Source organism: Bacteroides faecis, assembly GCF_020091505.1.
Taxonomy (GTDB): Bacteria; Bacteroidota; Bacteroidia; order Bacteroidales; family Bacteroidaceae; genus Bacteroides; species Bacteroides faecis.
Genome location: NZ_CP081916.1, coordinates 3,192,279 through 3,209,665 on the forward strand (window position 1 = coordinate 3,192,279; position 17,387 = coordinate 3,209,665).

The window sequence follows — 17,387 nt, forward strand, 5'->3', positions numbered from 1 at the left end:
GAACTAAAGACTAAAGAAGATATGAAAAAATATATATGCTTTATATTGTTCAGCCTGTTCTCCATTGTCAGTTTCGGGCAGAAAGGTCATGAGCATCGGGTGAGTGGCATGACCGGAACCTCTCCATCTAATCAGGATGATACTTCAGGAATAGCGATTGATCCTGTTATGTATGCCGGCGGTTCCAATGACCAACCGTATATTATCACCCTGAGACCCATGGTGAAAACTGATTCACTGGAAACTTTACCTGAAAGTGGGCAACTGCAGGAAATACAGTATTTCAATCATTTGGGATTGCCGACAGAGAAAATCAGGAAAGGTTTCACCCCCGCTCTGAATGACCTGATTACCTTGCAGGAGTATGACGGTATGAACCGTGAGATAAGACAATGGTTGCCTACAGCCATGGAAAATCCAGGCGGATCCTATGTTGATCCTTCTCAAGTTCAGCAGTCTGCAAGAAGTAGTGAACTTTATGGGTATGATACTTACCCTTACAGCCAGACTATATATGAAGGTTCTGCAGAAGGCAGAATCAAACAACAGTTTGGACCGGGAAAAGATTGGCATACTGGGGAGAAAGCTGTATGCGCTGATTATCTGACCAATTCAAATACTGAAGTAGCATTGAATGCACGCTTGTACAGGTGTAGTGAAACTACGCTGACATGTTCCGGTAATTATAGAAACGGTTCTCTTCGGGTAGTAAAAACGACGGATGAAGACGGCAACGTCAGCTATGAGTTTAAGGACAAAGTAGAGAGATTGATTCTTTCCCGTCAGATGAATGGGGCAGAATGGCTGGATACTTACTATGTGTATGACAATGCCGGAAACTTGCGTTTTGTTCTTCCTCCTTTGGCTGCAGATGTACTGACGGGCAGTAGCGGCTCATGGAATGAAGACAATGTTGCTCTTAAGAAGTATGCTTATATATATAAGTACGATAGCAAGAATCGCTGTATTTATAAAAAACTACCCGGATGCGGACCGGTGTATACTGTGTATGATGCTGCCGACAGGGCCATCTTCACTCAAGACGATATGCAGCGTGATAAGGGAGAATGGCTGTTCAGTATTCCGGATGCATTTGGCAGAATCGTTTTGACAGGTACTTGTAAAAACGTGCTGAATTATAGCATGACCCCTTTAGGCAGTACGATAATCGTAAAAGCTACTCTGGATAAAACGACGAATGCTACAAAAGGATATGTAGTCTCGGGGATAACATTAAATACTCCCGTTATATTGACAGCAAGATACTTCGATAGCTATGACTTCATCGGGCAGAACGATTTCCCTTCCGGAACAGCTACCGCATACGAATCGGCAGACCCCTACGGTAAACGTTATGACGGCGGCTGTAGAGGTCAACAGACCGGATCATTGACAGCACGGCTTTCTAAAACAGGATCGGTAACAGGATATCTTTACTCAGTGATGTATTATGATGACCGCTACCGAATGATCCAGCAGAAAGGTAACAACGAACTTAACGGTACCAAACAGACATATATCGCTTACAGCTTTACCGGTCAACCAACGGAAGTGAAACAAGTATACGCGATTCCCGGAGAAGAAACGATCACTGAAATCCGTAAGCATACGTATGATCACGCCGACCGCTTGCTTCGTACCACTTATCAATTGAACAATGACCCTTTAATCACTTTGGTTGATAACGTTTACGACGAAGTCGGTCGATTAAAATCGGAACGCCGAAACGGGAACCCAAAGCTGAAAACAGATTACGGCTATAATATCCGTTCTTGGACGCGCAGCATCAGCGGAAGTCTTTTTAATCAGACTTTATATTATCAGGATCAATTGGAAGGTAATACACCTTGTTACAATGGGAATATCAGCAGTGTGCTTTGGAAAGCGGGTCCGTCCAATAATGAAAGCGGTTACCGTTTTACATACGACGGTCTTAACCGTATGAAGAATGCTATTTATGGAGAAACGAACAGCTTGTCGGTAAATCCTAACCGATTCAATGAACAAATAACCGCCTACGATAAAAAGGGGAACATACTTGGTTTGCTCCGTTATGGTCAGACTTCATCCTCGGAATACGGTTTGATTGATAACCTGAACCTTACGTATGATGGCAACCAACTGCAAGCGGTAAAAGATAACGCTACCCATTCTGTATTCGGCAACGGTATGGAATTTAAGGACGGTGCAAATCAAACAATTGAATACGCTTACGATAAAAACGGTAATCTGACTAAAGATTTAAACAAAAAAATAGCTGTTATTCAATATAATCTTTTAAATTTGCCAAGTCAGGTAATTTTTGTCGACGGTAACGTGATTGAATATGAGTACGGGTCGGATGGTAGAAAACTTCGTACAGCTCATGTAATAAACGGTGTTACTTCTATAACAGATTACTGTGGCAATGCGATCTATGAGAACGGCTCTTTGAAGATGTTGCTGAATGAGGCTGGTTATATAAGTTTCCCTGATAAGAAGTTTCATTTTTATCTGAAAGATCATCAGGGAAATATCCGTGTGGTAGCAGATAAGGACGGTTATGTGGAAGAAACTAATGATTATTACCCATTCGGCGGATTGTTTACTGCTTCGAGGGGTGTTCAGCCTTATAAGTATAATGGTAAGGAACTGGATAGAAAGAACGGGATTGATTGGTATGATTATGGAGCAAGACATTATGATCCGGCGATAGGGAGATGGCATGTGGTGGATCCGATGAGTAAGAAGTATTATAGTTGGAGTCCGTATACTTATTGTAAGAACAATCCGGTGTTGAGGATAGATTTAGATGGAAAGGATGATTATATAGTATCTGAAACAGGACGGTTAACTCGCTTGAATGTACCAACCGAAACCGATATATTATATACCTATTCAGGTGATAGCAAGAATCCCAAAGGTGGAAATAAAATAGAAATGACTGAAAAAGGGTTGCTTGAAGAAATGGTAAAGGTTCAGCAATCTCATAATGGCTATAAATCATTCGGAGCCAGTACAAACATTGCTGATGCGTCCAATTTATTTCAATTTGTAGCTGAAAATACTAAAGTAGAATGGTCATTGAGTGTATTTGAATCTGGTGGAGTGCATACAGCTATTATTGCAACTGATCAACAACCAAATACTGTGCAAAATGGAATTTCTGCTAAGAATAATCTTGGAGTTGTAGGAGAAAGTAAGGTGCAAATACATTCTCATCCAGATTCGGGAGGAACTAAAGGTGGCTACGGTAATGATTTAAGAAACGCTAATCCAAAGAGTAAGAATCTAGTATACTTTCAGGCAAATCGAATATTATATGAGTATAATAATACGAAGAGCAATATAAAGGAGACACCGGTTGTAGAAAAAAACAGGTATATATAATTATATAAAGGATTTAATAAAACTGAAAAGATGAAAAGTAGATTAATTCTTTCGTTAATTTTAATAGGGGGATGTATGTCCCCCTCCACCTCTCCTGAGGATATTCATCAACGGGCAGCTATCCTAGTTGCGATGTTGATTGACAGTAACTATATTCACCATTCATATTTGGAAGTATTAGAGATAGTATCAAATGATTCTAATGTTATTTATCGTGTCAGACCCTCAGATTCTGCTGCGTCTTGTACTGACGAGTTACCTTCTAGAGTGTTGAGTTACAAAGATAAATATCTCTGTTTTATAGAATTGGATGAACAGGAAATGTCGCGGAATGAACTATTTGAGAAAGGTATCGTCGCTGATTCTAATTTTCAGTCAAATTCTCTTGATTTTGATGACGGTTTTTGGTTGTTAGCTCTTCAAAAATATGGAAAAGAACATGTTTTGGTGAAATATAGAGAGGAATATGATAATATAGTAGAGATGCCGGAACTTTGGCCGTATCTTTCCGGAGGCTCTCCTCAAAGTCAGCCTGTTTTTATGTCAATGGACAAACATTATATTGTTGTTGCGGATTCATTGCTTTCCAGACTTGGGGATCTTGGAGTAGATACTCTGAAACGTTATATAAACCGATTTTATGGAGTTATTCAATTAAAAAATCAAACGGATTCAACTATAGTATTATCAAATAACAATTTGAGCAATTTAAGTTTTGCTTTGGTGAACAAGACGGATACTCTAAAATTGGTTTTGAGAGACTCACTACCTATAATTCTTGGATCTCACGAATATGCCTACCTGAGGTATGACAGTGAATCTCCTCAAAGATTTCTTCAAAATTTACCAGAACAAGATGTCTGGATGTCAATGTATAGGTTATTCAGTGATTCTACTTTTTGTTTCTTGAAGATGAATGGAATACCGACAAACTTCAGAATATTGCACAATGATGCAACCATCTTTAGTTACATAACGGTAGACTCAGAAACGCAAAAGTATATTCCTGGCGACAAGTCTAAGATATTTTACAATAATAAAGTGCACGATAAAGATCTGAGAGGGTATCGTTTTCGTGGATGGTGACTCTATTTTATGTTTTATAAATATTGAGCAATCACAAATGTTGTTATTTTCTCAGAATTATCAAATAAACAATCGGAATGTCGATTAGAATTTGACATTCAAAGAGGTGAATCATTATTATGCCTTTGTAGATCTGCTACCAAGTTCGGTAAGTAATGCTATTCACCCTTATAAGTATAATGGTAAGGAACTGGATAGAAAGAACGGGATTGATTGGTATGATTATGGAGCGAGGATGTATGATGCTACATTGGGAGGATGGACGACTATAGATCCACAAAGTGAGAAACTTTATACTGTATCACCCTATACATATTGTATTAATGACCCAATAAAGCATAGAGATCCAGATGGTGAATTTCCTTGGATTGCAGGTTTGATAGGTGTGGAATTGATTATATTACCCAGGTTACAGTTAATAGGTTGGAAGGAAAGTCTTGGTCGGAATCCCTTACTAATGTAGATGGGAAATCAATTTTGACCTCAGCTGTTACAAGTATGGCAGGTGTTGGATTAGCTAATGTTGTTAGTAAGGCAGTAACAGTTTCAAAACTAGTTCAGGCAGGTGGCAAGGTAGCTAAGACATTAACAGTTGCAGGTGATATGGCGGCAGATGCTACGGTAAGTGTAACATCTCAATTAGTTGAAAAAAGACATGTTGGTGGAAAATCTGTACTAACAGATGTCATGGCTGGACAAGCGAGTGGAGTAGTTGGTAATTATATAAAATCCTCTTATCAAAACTCTGCAAAAGGAAAAACTTTACGAAGATTGGCTGACCACGATAGACGTGTTGCAGGAAATAATCCAAGAGAATCCAGAGCGAAAAGAGCAGAACAGTCTGCGAAAAAGGCTGCAGGCTATGGTTTTGGAACTGCAGAAGCTGCAAATACATCAATTTCTAGTGGAGTATCGGAAGCTATAAAACAATTAAATAAAGATGATAAGAATAGGTAGTGAATTTATATTTTGGTCTGTTGCTTTCTTTGTAGTGATGTTAATCTTTGATGGTTTTGATATCGCATTACAAAGTACAATGTTTATTATTGGTATGATATACTATACTTATAATATCGCATTTGTTTATTTGCGATTAAAAAAAGTCTGTTTCAATTTTGAACAAGCCGCCTCAAAGAAAGAATGGCTTTGGTTCCTATTAACTAATATCATAATTTGGTCTCTTTTTCTTGTTTCTTTGCCTGAAAGAGGTGTTGTTATGGTAGAAATTATCCCTCATGGATTGCTCATTATTCTGCTTATTTATGATATTATAAAGACATTATTAAGAAAAATGTTTGGTTAATATTTAGGAGACTATATGTTAAAAGTTGATATAGACTTGTTGTCTTGCCCTAATACGAGTTGGCTAAATACAACTTGTATTAGGGTAGTGATTTTTTCTGTTCATAACTTTAATTTCTACTGGAGTGGGTGCAACTTGTGAAACTGTAACTGACTATAAAGCGTCATGTCATTGATTGCCGTGGTCAATAGATTAGTTTATTGATTGCTCGGCTTTCACAACTGGTGATACGGTGACAGGTATTATACTATCAGAAAAAGATAGAGGGCAATACAACTTATTATAATAGCAATATAAGTAGGGATATTCAGTAAATGTCCCTCTTTCTTATAAATTCAGGGCATTTATTACCCCAAATTATGACCGAAGTACTTTGTAAATAATGCCAATCTGATAGGAACAGGTATTGCGGCATTATCCTGACACGTTCTGCATTGGAAATTGCACGTCAGGCAGGTTGGGACGATTCGGTATCCGATATTGAGACACGTGTTCGGACAGCTTTAGCGGCTTTGGAACAAAGTGGATACTTGGTAAGAGGGAGTAATATGCCTCATGTATATGCCACAGGCATTACGGTAAGGAACATGGATGAAGCAAGAAAACGTATATCAGCATCGCTGCTCTTTGGCAGTGACGAAATAGAAAAGGCAGTCCGAATCATTAAATCATTAATATCCCAGAAATATATTGCCAAAGCTCAAGATTCAGAAGCGGAGTCGCGGATTGATTATCTGGCAGACATTTTGGGAATAAGCAAAAGAGAAGTCATATCCGTGGTGGAACGAATGCGACAGGAAGGCATATTAGCCGATAGTAAGGATATATCTGCTTATTTGTTGGATACAGGTGACTCGGAAAGAAAATCACAAATACTCCTTGAACGTTTTGCAAAACTCGAACAATATATCCTTACCCACATTCCTGACGGGTCTTTGCGGATATCATGCAAGCAACTGAATGACAATGCTGTGAATGACGGAATCAATACATCCAAAGAAAAAGATATCCGTACACTACTCTATTTTCTTACCGTTAAGGGATATACTCGCAAGAAAGAGGATGAGGTCCACAATATGGAAATCAGTCGTCTGGCAGATATGGAATTAACTATCAAACGTTTTGAAAGGCGATTGGAGGTGAGCCGTTTTGCCATAGAATGGCTATACAGGCTAACCGCTGATACAGGAAAGGGGAATAAGGCCGTTCAATTTTCTGTAGTAGAACTTTTAAATCAAATAAAGTCAACTCCCCAATCTTTTTTTAGTGGGTTTGACAATCTACAGTTGGAAGACGTGGAGGAAGCACTTTTATATCTGTCAAAAATCGGTGCGCTCAAACTCGAAGGCGGCTTCTTGGTCCTTTATAACACCATGAATATACAAAGAATAAAGGATAACAAATCGAGATATAGACAGGATGACTACCGGATGCTTAATGAATTCTACAAGCAGAAGATTCAGCAAGTTCATATTGTGGGTGAATATGCTAATCTGATGGTAAAGGATTATAATTCAGCTTTGCAATATGTTCAGGACTATTTCCAAATGGACTACAAGAAATTTGTCACCAAATATTTTAAAGGAGAAAGAATTAGTGAAATACAGCACAACTTGACACCACAGAAATACAAACAATTGTTTGGTCAGCTGTCCAAACGTCAAATGGAGATTGTTGCCGACAAGGATTCACGTTGCATCGTTGTCGCGGCAGGTCCTGGCAGCGGAAAGACACGTGTACTAGTCCACAAACTCGCATCACTTCTTCTGCTTGAAGATGTAAAACACGAGCAACTTCTGATGCTAACGTTTTCAAGAGCAGCCGCTACAGAATTCAAACAAAGACTTATGGAACTGATAGGCAACGCTGCTCACTTTGTTGAAATAAAGACATTCCACTCCTATTGTTTTGACCTCTTGGGGCGGATAGGAAACCTTGAAGATGCCAAAAATGTCGTAGCAAAAGCTACCGAGATGATTAATCAAGGAGAAGTGGAACCAAACAAAATAGGCAAAACGGTACTGGTCATAGACGAAGCTCAGGACATGGGCGTTGAAGAATATGCACTTGTAAAGGCCCTTATGAATAAAAACGAAGAGATGCGTGTGATAGCAGTAGGCGATGATGACCAAAGCATTTATGAATTCCGTGGGGCCGATTCCGGATATATGTACCAGCTGTCACAGGAGCCCGGCAGCAAGTTGGTCGAGATGACTGAGAATTATCGCAGTGCGCACCAACCAGTTAATTTCGCCAACGAATTTGTGCGAGGTATCAGTAAAAGGATGAAAAGCACACCAATTATCTCAATGAGGGAAGAGGATGGTTGGGTTGGTGTGACACGCCATCAATCAAAGTATATATTTCAGCCGCTCGTTGAGGAATTGATTCATTATCGGGGGAGCGGTACCTCGTGTGTGCTCACCCAAACGAATGAAGAAGCTGTAATCTTGGTAGCTCTTTTGCGGAAATATGGCATAAACAGCAAGTTGGTACAGTCTATGGATGGTTTTCTTTTCTGGAATATGGCGGAGATGAGGTATTTCTTGAGGTATCTGGACAAACGAGTGAGGACACCTCTAATTCCAGAGGAATTATGGAAAGACGCCAAACATGCAACCTTTTCCGCCGGGTTCCTCCTGTCAGGGGAGTTTTGATAGTCACGGTAACGGAACGTGATGTTCTCGTCCTCTATCGCCGTGATTTTATATTAGCTCAGGCACGCCCTTTTGGAATACCGCCCGATATATTGTATCACTTGTTCGGGCATTTCCAGAGGTGGCTCCAGATGGACAATCCACTGCTTCTTGTTTACCACATGTTTGATAAAGCTCATGAACTCCATGCGGTTGCGGAAGTCATGTTTGAGCTTTCCGTTGTCGAACAACTCTATCAGAGCCTTATCGAACGTGTGTTTGAATATGCTTCTGATGAAAGCGTCATTCACCTTTGACCTTTCCGGAACGACAATCCTCCCGTTCCCGTCAATGCCGCCCCATGACAGGATCATGTGCGTGTGGACATGGTACTGCTTGGTTTCTCCATAGGTATGCAGTACGGCTATCACGCCCATTTTCAACCCGAAAGCCTTCATCATCCAGATTTTCAACGCTTCCGCCGACGTGCGCATCATGATGTTGAGTATTTCTTTCTTGTTGCGCTTCACCAAGTCAAGCAACACATGGGGCAGGGTCATCACCACGTGGCGGTGAGGGACACGCAACAGCTTGTCTTTCATGCGTACCGCCCATTTGAGCGTGTCACGTCAGCCGCATGTGGGGCAGAAACGGTTCTTGCAGCTATGATAGACTTCCCGGATTTCGCCACCTTCGGGACAGGCATAAGTATCTATCCCCAAAGCGGCGGTATGGCATACACGGATGGCGTTTGCCGCCTTGTATTGTTCGGGGGTGATATACTCTGCCGGATGCTGGGCGTACTCGTCCCACCAACGGTTGAAATAGTCCGCCAAACGGTACTTCTTTTCAGTGCCGCAGCCTTCCGATTGTTCCGATATGTCGAGTAAATCTATCATTTATTGTTTTTGTAACTCTTTGTTATACAGTTTAATAGTGACTTTAAGGCCTTGAACGTATAGCTAACAAACATATTATCGGCTTTCAGCAATAATGTTTCGTTAAGGTAACTCGGCATACGTGTTAAAGCCTTAATAATTAATTGTGCGTCATCTCGTTTTAGTTGTTTGGAAGTAACTGTAAAAACAGTCCTGTATTCCCCAATTTCCTGTTACAATATAAATTCTTTGTAAAAATTATCTATTATACAATAAGTTTTGCAACTTTAGGTTCTGAGAATATAGTGGCAATCGCTTAAATGCTATAATCAATTACTACAAAATTATTTTTTTTGATGTTATATTCCTAATTAACAATATATTATATTTATTTCATATCAACAAATGTTAGTTAAGTAAAGCGTTTGTATTATGAATGATAATTTTTCATTTGATTTGGGATTGGCAAGAATTATTATTTTCTCATTATTTCCAATAGGCATAGATTGTTTTAAAAAACAAGCAAGTTAATGCTTACATAAAAAGTCGTTTTATTTTATATTATATTATTGGTTTCTTGCTCCTGATTTCTATTTGGTTTATTGGAAATGAATTTATTCAATGTGGATATCTATGATTATCTCATTATTTGTAACATATCATTAGTGCCTCATTAAGATTGGGACAAATTAAACATTAAATAAACTTGGTCCATTTGGTCCAAATCGTTCTTTTTCATGTTGAAATTTAGTTTTATTAAAGAGATCTTTCAGATGAGTTTTATCTGTCAATGAGATACTAAATATTTGTAGCACTTCGTATGTACTTCTATCCAGTTTCATATCGTGTTGAATGATTGCCACCAAAAAACAGTAAGTGCATATTGCAGCATATATCTGTATTCGAACAGCATTCTCTGTAGTCCCCTAAAATTTTTTGATTTTAAGATGCTGCTTTAGCCATTTGAAAAACAGCTCTACCTGCCAGCGATTTTTATAAAGTTCAGCAACTTGCAGTGCAGATATATGCGTGGCATTGGTTATGAATGTAAATTCTCGCTCTTGTTCTTCATCCCTATATTTAACCAGTCTAAGCGGCTCCAGATAATATTGTTTATGATGGAATCCGGTCGGAAGTATGCTTGCGTCTGAAAGTACGTTCGTAGGCAACCTACGTTTCCATTTGATGAATTTTTGCTCTGACAATGAAATAGGCTTCAATCTGATGAATCTTATACAGCATCTTGAAGTTGTTATAACCTCGGTCAAAGATGTAATAAGAACCCGGTTCATAAGGAATTTCAATCATAGCTTTAGAATCGTGTACGGATGCTTCCGTGATACGAAAGAAGACAGGGATTTGTGTTTCTACATTATATAATGTATGCACCTTGATACCCCCTTTCTTCTTGCGGAATTTAACCTATCAAAAAACAGAAAGACACAGGTCAATAGTTGTCGAGTCGAAAACATAAGCGTTACCGCCAAGTTTGAAAATGTGATTAACACGCTTTTGTCGTGCTTCACTAACAAGGTAGTAAACGTATTCTTCAAAGATATGATAGTCTCTATCTTGATTTGCTCGTGCCAGCGATGATTTTGATACGTTTTTACCCATTCCTAAATGATAACATTTGGAATGATGTGCTTCAAGCGCAACTATTAAATCTCGCAGACTTTCACGATTAGAAAGTTGACTGAACATCAGAGCAAGTAGTTGATTCCAGCAGGTAAAATGCTTCACATATTTGTTACTATCATACTTGGCTACAATGCGGTTAAACTTACTTCAATTCAGAAACGAAGCCAATTGAGCAAAAACGTATTTGTCTTGGAACATATACTATCAAATTTATCAGATGCAAAGCTACAAATTCAAGTTCGTTCGCTCGAAAGTCATCTGTAACTAACTAAATTTCAAATATTTCAAAGAACTATTTTAGATTTTAATGGGACAGCAATGACTTAGCATCATAAATAAAAAATAACTTTCATTAGCAGCAACGCTTTTCATACTTGACAGAATTTCTTAAGCTGAACCAAACAAAAAGATATTGCACATTTCTTTAGTCTTTTACCTTGGAATACTAGCCACATTCGCCCTATACGTCTTTTTTTATCTGAGATTGACTGTAAATCTGGAAACATCCACAATACCGGATTGGAATTCTTCTTGTAGTAAGCAGAAAGAGTAGTTCTCATCAGCCTATATTTATGTTATATTTGTTGTTTAATAATTATTAACTATTTGTACCAAGATACAGGTTTTTAATATAAAATATGATTAAGAGTAAGCAATAGTGTATCCCAACCTACAAAATACTTCTTTCTAATTGACAAAAAGAAATTTTTGCAGTGCGTAAAGTTTAAAACATTTTTTATGTTTTTATTTTGTACGGTTAATAATCAAAATAATACTATAAATTTGCACATCTTTTTTAATATAAACTAAAATGAAATAATGAGTCATTTTATTGAATATTCTAATAATATATTTGATGTTACGTTGACTGTTTGGAGAAACGTTAAACGAAGAGACAAGATGTAACAAGTGTGTTCATCCATTTTTCGCATACTATAGTAATATAACATGAAAAGAATTATATACATTTAAAAACAATCCATTTATATCATTAACTTAAAAATCAGAGATGAAAAGAGTAATTCTTTTGTTCGTTTCTCTTGTTGTGATGGCATTCCAATTGCTTTTCGCCCAAAGTTTTACGGTTAAAGGTAAAGTCATTGCCGAGGAAGGCAATGAACCGTTGATTGGAGTGGCCATCATGCAAGAGGGTACTAATAATGGTGTGATTACCGACATAGACGGTAATTACTCCATTGAGATCAAAGGTGTTGCGCAGGCTACTTTGGTATATTCGTACATTGGTATGCAGCAGCAACAGCACGTAGTGACTCCACAGACACACAAGCTGGACATCACGCTGAAAAGCGATGCACAGCTGGTGGACGAAGTAGTGGTAGTGGCCTACGGAGTTCGTAAAAAAGGAACGGTAACCGGTTCTGTTTCTACAGTGAAATCAGAGAAAATAGAAAGCGTACCGACTGCCGGTTTTGACCAAGCATTGCAGGGACAGACTCCAGGCTTGATGGTTATGTCCAACTCGGGTGAGCCCAGCAAAGCTGCCACTTTCCAACTCCGTGGTACCAACTCCATCAACTCAGGAACTTCGCCCTTGTTCATTCTGGACGGTGTACCTATCTCCAGCAACGACTTTAACACCATCAGCCCGAGCGACATTGAAAGCATCTCGGTGCTGAAAGATGCGTCTTCAACGTCAATCTACGGTGCCCGTGCTGCCAACGGTGTGGTGGTGATAACCACTAAACGCGGTAGAGCCATGGATAAGGCACACGTCACGTTGCGCACCCAGTGGGGTATCTCCCAGCTGGCCAAAGGCGAATGGAATTTGATGAACACTGCTGAACGCATTCAGTTTGAAAAAGAAGTGGGTTTGGACTCCGGACAGGATTACGACCTGCTGAGCAAGACCGATGTTAACTGGAGAGACATGGTGTTCAACGACAATGCCATGCTGCAGAACTACGACCTTTCTATCAGCCGCGCTACCGAGAAATTGAACTACTTCGTTTCAGGAAGCTTCTACGACCAGGACGGTATTGCCCAAGGTTCTATCTTCAGTCGCTACTCTATCCGTGCTAATGCCGAGGTTAAGGCCAGTAACTGGCTGAAAGTGGGTACCAACTCCATGGTTGCTTATGAAGAAGTGGAGCAGGCCGATGCTGGTTCTTACAGCCTGTCATCACCGATTTCTGCCTGCCGCTTCATGCTTCCCTACTGGAATCCTTATAATTCGGATGGCTCATTGGCTACCAATGCCAACGGTGGATGGACCGGTACTACTGTGAACCCTATCGAATGGATGGACAATAACCCGGTTACTAATAAGAAATATAAGGTATTGAGTGTGCTCTTTGCCGAAGTGACTCCGATAGAAAATCTGACCTACCGCATACAGTTCGGTGCAGACTTTACGCACTCCACCGGATTCATGCAGTCATTCCCCAGCTATCAGCTGAACAACGGTCTGGGTGCAGCCGGACGTCAGTCGAACGACATTCTGAACTTGACCATCACCAATACGCTGAACTACAAGTTCGATATCAACTGCGACCACCACTTCAACGTGATGCTGGGTCAGGAAGGTATCGACTACCGGGCAGAAGGATTCACCCTGACCACCCGCAACCAGAACAACGACTACCTGACCAACATCAGTTCCGGTACACGGGCATCGAGTTGGCAGGATAGCAGTTCAGCTTATTCGTATGTATCTGTCTTCGGCCGTGCCGAATATAATTATGCCGACCGTTACTATGCCGACCTGAGTCTCCGTGCCGATGCTTCTTCCCGTTTCGGCAAGGATCACCGCTGGGGACAGTTCTGGTCAGTAGGTTTAATGTGGAACGCCAAGAAAGAGCTCTTCCTGAAAGATGTGAAGTGGCTGCATAATGCACAGGTGTCGTTCAGTACAGGAACTTCCGGTAACTCTGAAATCCCGAATTTCGACCATCTGGCACTTGTGAGTGGCGGACGGACCTATATGGACACAGCCGGTATCGCACCGCAGCAGAAAGGGAACGAAAAACTGAGCTGGGAAACTACCTGGACCACCAACCTGGGATTCCACCTAGGATTCTTCGACCGTGTAAACGTGGACTTGGAGCTCTATCACAAACGCACCAGCGACATTCTAATGGAAGTACCTCAGTCCTATTCTGAAGGCAACAACGGCTACCGCTGGGACAACATCGGTGTGATGACCAACCAGGGTGTGGAGCTGTCCGTGAATGCCGACGTGCTGCGTCTGAGAGACTTTGTGTGGAACGTCAATGCCAACGTGTCGTACAACAAGAATGAAATCAAGGAACTCTATAACGGTGTGCAGGAGTATGAATTGCCCAACACCTCTACCAAATGGGTAGTGGGCCATCCGTACGGAGAATTCTTCATCAACCGTTATGTCGGCGTGAACCCTGCCAACGGCGACCCGCTGTGGTATGACAAAGACGGCAACATCACCACCGAATTCCGCGAATCGGACAAAGTGATGGTGGGTAAGAACTACCTGGCTCCCTGGCAAGGCGGCTTCGGCAGCACCCTGACCTGGAAAGGCATCTCGGTAAACGCACAGTTCAGTTGGGTGGCCGACCGCTGGATGTTCAACAACGACCGCTTCTTTGAAGAAAGTAACGGACTCTATACCGGTTATAACCAGTCCAAGCGTCTGCTCTACGACCGCTGGAAGAAACCGGGCGACGTGACCGACATCCCCCGCTGGGGTGTAACGCCGCAGATGGACTCCCGCTTCCTGGAAGATGCTTCTTTCCTGCGTCTGAAGAACCTGATGATCAGCTATACCTTTCCGCAAAGCTGGATGAAAAAGACGAACTTCTTTACCAACGCACGTATCTATGCGCAGGGGCAGAACCTGCTGACTTTCACCAAGTTCAGCGGACTTGACCCGGAAGCGTTCACCAACATGTATCAGGCACAATATCCCATGTCTCGCCAATACTCGTTCGGTCTGGAACTCTCTTTCTAATCTTTTAATTAATGAAACAACGAAAAATGAAAAATATAAAAACATATCTGCTCATGGCCGCTATGGCATTCAGCACCACTGCCTGCCTGGACAAGTATCCGGATGATATGGTACCGACTGACAAGGCTATCACCACTGTGGATGAAGTAGACCAGGCCGTGATTGGCATCTACTCTTCCTGGCTGAACGGAGCGTTATACAGTGGTTACCTCACCTTGCTGCCCGATATCCAGGTAGACCTGGCTTACGCGGTGAACGGCTACTCCAACCAGTTCGGTAACACTTGGCGCTGGAATATCCTTTCTACCGAACCGGAATATGAATCGGTCTATGCCGGACTCTACACCGTCATTACCCGCTGTAATTTTATGCTGGACAATGTGGACCGCGTACGCCAGAATACCACCAACGATGATGACCTGGACCGTCTGGACCAATACTGCGGAGAAGCATACTTTGCCCGCGCACTGGCTTATTCAGAATTGATTAAACTCTTCTGTAAGGCTTACGACCCGGCTACAGCAGCCAACGAACTGGGTGTGGTACTGAAGTCACACTACGATGGTGACGAACCTACCCTCCGTTCATCACTGGAAGCCTCTTATCAGTTTGTCCTGGATGATCTGGAAAGAGCAGCTGGGTACCTGAAGCTGGAAGATGATTTCGATGGGGTTCTCTACAGTACACCTTACTTCTGCGAATACACCATCTATGCACTCCGTGCACGTGTGGCTCTCTACATGCAGAACTGGAAGGACGCTGAGAAATACGCTTCCAAGGTGATCGACAGCAAATACTACAAACTGTCTAGTGTGAACGATATGATAACCAGCTCACAGAACGCTTATCAGTATATGTGGTCGAACGACGAGAGTACCGAGATTATCTGGAAAGTGGGAATGACAGTCAGCAACTACGGAGGCGCCTTGGGGCAGGTCTTCTTCAACTACGACTTTCAAAGCTTTAAGCCCGACTATGTACCGGCAACTTGGGTACTGAACCTCTATTCAGAACAAGACCTGCGCTTTGCAGCCAACTTCGTGACACAGCCTACCGGTTATCCGCATGGATTGCAGTGGCCGTTGGTAGCCAAATACTTCGGAAATGAATCCTTTATGGCTCAGAACATGTTGCATGTCTGTATGCCGAAAGTGTTCCGTCTGTCAGAGCAATACCTGATCCGTGCAGAGGCCCGCGCCAATCAGAAGAATTACAGCGGTGCCGGCAAAGATCTTAGCGATTTACGTCGTGCTCGTTTCCAAGGCGGTAACGGAAACATCTCTGTAAGCGAACAGAATTGGCTGGAAATTATCGAAGAAGAACGTGTACGCGAATTGTATATGGAAGGCTTCCGCCTGCAAGACCTGAAACGCTGGCACAAAGGCTTCGAACGCAAACCGCAGGAACAATCACTGGCCAACGGTAGCTCGTTGAAGATTGAAGCAGATGATGTACGCTTTGTATGGCCCATTCCGAAACACGAGCTGGAATCACCGGGTAGCCAGATTCAGCCTAACGAGAGCAATAAATAAGAATAGATTCATCATTTATAAAGTATAAGTATAACAATGAGAAAGATAAACTACGGACTGATGAGCATGCTGGCACTGCTGATGTGCGCCATCACCAGTTGCGGCGATGCAGAGCGCCCCAGCTACGACGGTCCAAACTATATCCTGTTCTCGGATACGCTCACTGTACTGGCCGTACAGAACAATGAAGAAGTCTTCGACATTCCTGTGGCCGCTACAGAAGCCTGCAGCTATGACCGCACGGTAGCCGTGGAGGTTATAGACAAAAAGAGCAATGCCATTGAGGGAAAACACTACACCATTGAATCAAACACCATCACTATCAAGGCCGGTGAACGGGCTGCCAACGTACGCATCCGCGGTAATTACGATGCCATCGCAGCTACTGACTCGCTGGGGCTTACCCTGCGCTTGCTCACACAGAAAGCTGACCAATGGGATTTGTATGACAAGAGCTATGAAGCCAAGGTAATCCTGCAGAAATGCTGTCCGTTCGATATCAACCTCTTCAACGGATATGCCGTGCTTACTTCTACATATATGCAGGAATTTATGCCTAACGTAGACAACCGTTTGATTAAGGCAGTCATCGATCCCGAAGAAGAAAACACCGTTATTATGAAGGACTTCTTCTACGACGGCTACGATGTGAAAATCCGATTCACTACAAACGACATTCTGAATCCGCTGATTGAAATGGATGAACAGACCTTTGCCTCTACAGCCGAAGCTTTCGGTACCAATTATGGCGACGGCTATCTTCACCTCTATCAGCCTAGCAGCGGTGTATCTTACTACAGCACCTGCGAACAGTTCATCTTCCAGTACTTCACGCTGTATGTACCGGGCATGGCTGGTAACAATGTAGTAGGCACCTTTGCCAGCGCTATCGAATGGGTAAGCGCAGACGAAGCCAAGAGACTTTATCTGGAAGGCAGCATACTGGTATCTGAAACGGTGAAAACAGATTTTGAGAAGAAATAATATACTAGAAACAAA

Annotated in this window: 8 protein-coding genes and 3 pseudogenes; 9 read left to right on the forward strand and 2 right to left on the reverse strand. The window is 41.8% G+C overall.

Going from position 1 to position 17,387, the window contains the following annotated elements:
- Nucleotides 1–21 precede the first annotated feature (21 nt).
- From K6V30_RS12285 to K6V30_RS12310, 6 genes and pseudogenes are all read left to right on the forward strand, one after another.
- Nucleotides 22–3,369, forward strand: a complete 3,348-nt coding sequence (locus K6V30_RS12285) for a DUF6443 domain-containing protein (protein ID WP_055271161.1) — start codon at nucleotides 22–24, stop codon at nucleotides 3,367–3,369.
- A gap of 30 nt (nucleotides 3,370–3,399) precedes the next feature.
- Nucleotides 3,400–4,455 (forward strand): Imm65 family immunity protein, encoded by a 1,056-nt coding sequence (locus tag K6V30_RS12290; RefSeq protein ID WP_010537349.1) that lies wholly within the window; start codon nucleotides 3,400–3,402, stop codon nucleotides 4,453–4,455.
- A 106-nt stretch (nucleotides 4,456–4,561) separates the two neighbouring features.
- Nucleotides 4,562–4,918 (forward strand): RHS repeat domain-containing protein, encoded by a 357-nt coding sequence (locus K6V30_RS12295; protein ID WP_224207113.1) that lies wholly within the window; start codon nucleotides 4,562–4,564, stop codon nucleotides 4,916–4,918.
- Nucleotides 4,919–4,953: 35 nt separating this feature from the next.
- Complete coding sequence (locus K6V30_RS12300) at nucleotides 4,954–5,412, forward strand: hypothetical protein (protein WP_022301834.1); 459 nt, start codon at nucleotides 4,954–4,956, stop codon at nucleotides 5,410–5,412.
- Nucleotides 5,396–5,758, forward strand: a complete 363-nt coding sequence (locus K6V30_RS12305) for a hypothetical protein (protein ID WP_010537352.1) — start codon at nucleotides 5,396–5,398, stop codon at nucleotides 5,756–5,758. The genes K6V30_RS12300 and K6V30_RS12305 overlap by 17 nt, the downstream gene beginning before the upstream one ends.
- 428 nt (nucleotides 5,759–6,186) lie before the next feature.
- Nucleotides 6,187–8,385, forward strand: a pseudogene (locus K6V30_RS12310) (UvrD-helicase domain-containing protein); the annotation flags it as partial.
- Here K6V30_RS12310 and K6V30_RS25300 read toward each other — a convergent pair.
- Both K6V30_RS25300 and K6V30_RS12325 read right to left on the reverse strand, forming a co-directional pair.
- Nucleotides 8,379–9,293, reverse strand: a pseudogene (locus tag K6V30_RS25300) (IS91 family transposase); the annotation flags it as partial. The pseudogenes K6V30_RS12310 and K6V30_RS25300 overlap by 7 nt on opposite strands.
- Nucleotides 9,294–9,961: 668 nt before the next feature.
- A pseudogene (locus K6V30_RS12325) lies at nucleotides 9,962–11,111 on the reverse strand (IS4 family transposase).
- 811 nt (nucleotides 11,112–11,922) lie between these two features.
- Between K6V30_RS12325 and K6V30_RS12330 the strand changes: the two are divergent.
- Genes K6V30_RS12330 through K6V30_RS12340 form a run of 3 tightly spaced genes read left to right on the forward strand, consistent with a single transcriptional unit; the run spans nucleotide 11,923 to nucleotide 17,372 of the window.
- Complete coding sequence (locus tag K6V30_RS12330; RefSeq protein ID WP_010537354.1) at nucleotides 11,923–14,856, forward strand: SusC/RagA family TonB-linked outer membrane protein; 2,934 nt, start codon at nucleotides 11,923–11,925, stop codon at nucleotides 14,854–14,856.
- Nucleotides 14,857–14,882: 26 nt separating this feature from the next.
- Nucleotides 14,883–16,388 carry a RagB/SusD family nutrient uptake outer membrane protein gene (locus K6V30_RS12335; protein ID WP_055269885.1) on the forward strand — a complete coding sequence of 502 codons (1,506 nt, stop codon included), beginning with the start codon at nucleotides 14,883–14,885 and terminating at the stop codon, nucleotides 16,386–16,388.
- Nucleotides 16,389–16,424: 36 nt separating this feature from the next.
- Complete coding sequence (locus K6V30_RS12340) at nucleotides 16,425–17,372, forward strand: DUF4984 domain-containing protein (protein WP_010537356.1); 948 nt, start codon at nucleotides 16,425–16,427, stop codon at nucleotides 17,370–17,372.
- Nucleotides 17,373–17,387: the final 15 nt, after the last annotated feature.

Coding starts and splice junctions, on each gene's coding strand:
- K6V30_RS12285 (WP_055271161.1), top strand. CDS start 22: ATGAAAAAATATATATGCTTTATATTGTTCAGCCTGTTCTCCATTGTC.
- K6V30_RS12335 (WP_055269885.1), top strand. CDS start 14,883: ATGAAAAATATAAAAACATATCTGCTCATGGCCGCTATGGCATTCAGC.
- K6V30_RS12305 (WP_010537352.1), top strand. CDS start 5,396: ATGATAAGAATAGGTAGTGAATTTATATTTTGGTCTGTTGCTTTCTTT.
- K6V30_RS12330 (WP_010537354.1), top strand. CDS start 11,923: ATGAAAAGAGTAATTCTTTTGTTCGTTTCTCTTGTTGTGATGGCATTC.
- K6V30_RS12290 (WP_010537349.1), top strand. CDS start 3,400: ATGAAAAGTAGATTAATTCTTTCGTTAATTTTAATAGGGGGATGTATG.
- K6V30_RS12340 (WP_010537356.1), top strand. CDS start 16,425: ATGAGAAAGATAAACTACGGACTGATGAGCATGCTGGCACTGCTGATG.
- K6V30_RS12300 (WP_022301834.1), top strand. CDS start 4,954: ATGGCAGGTGTTGGATTAGCTAATGTTGTTAGTAAGGCAGTAACAGTT.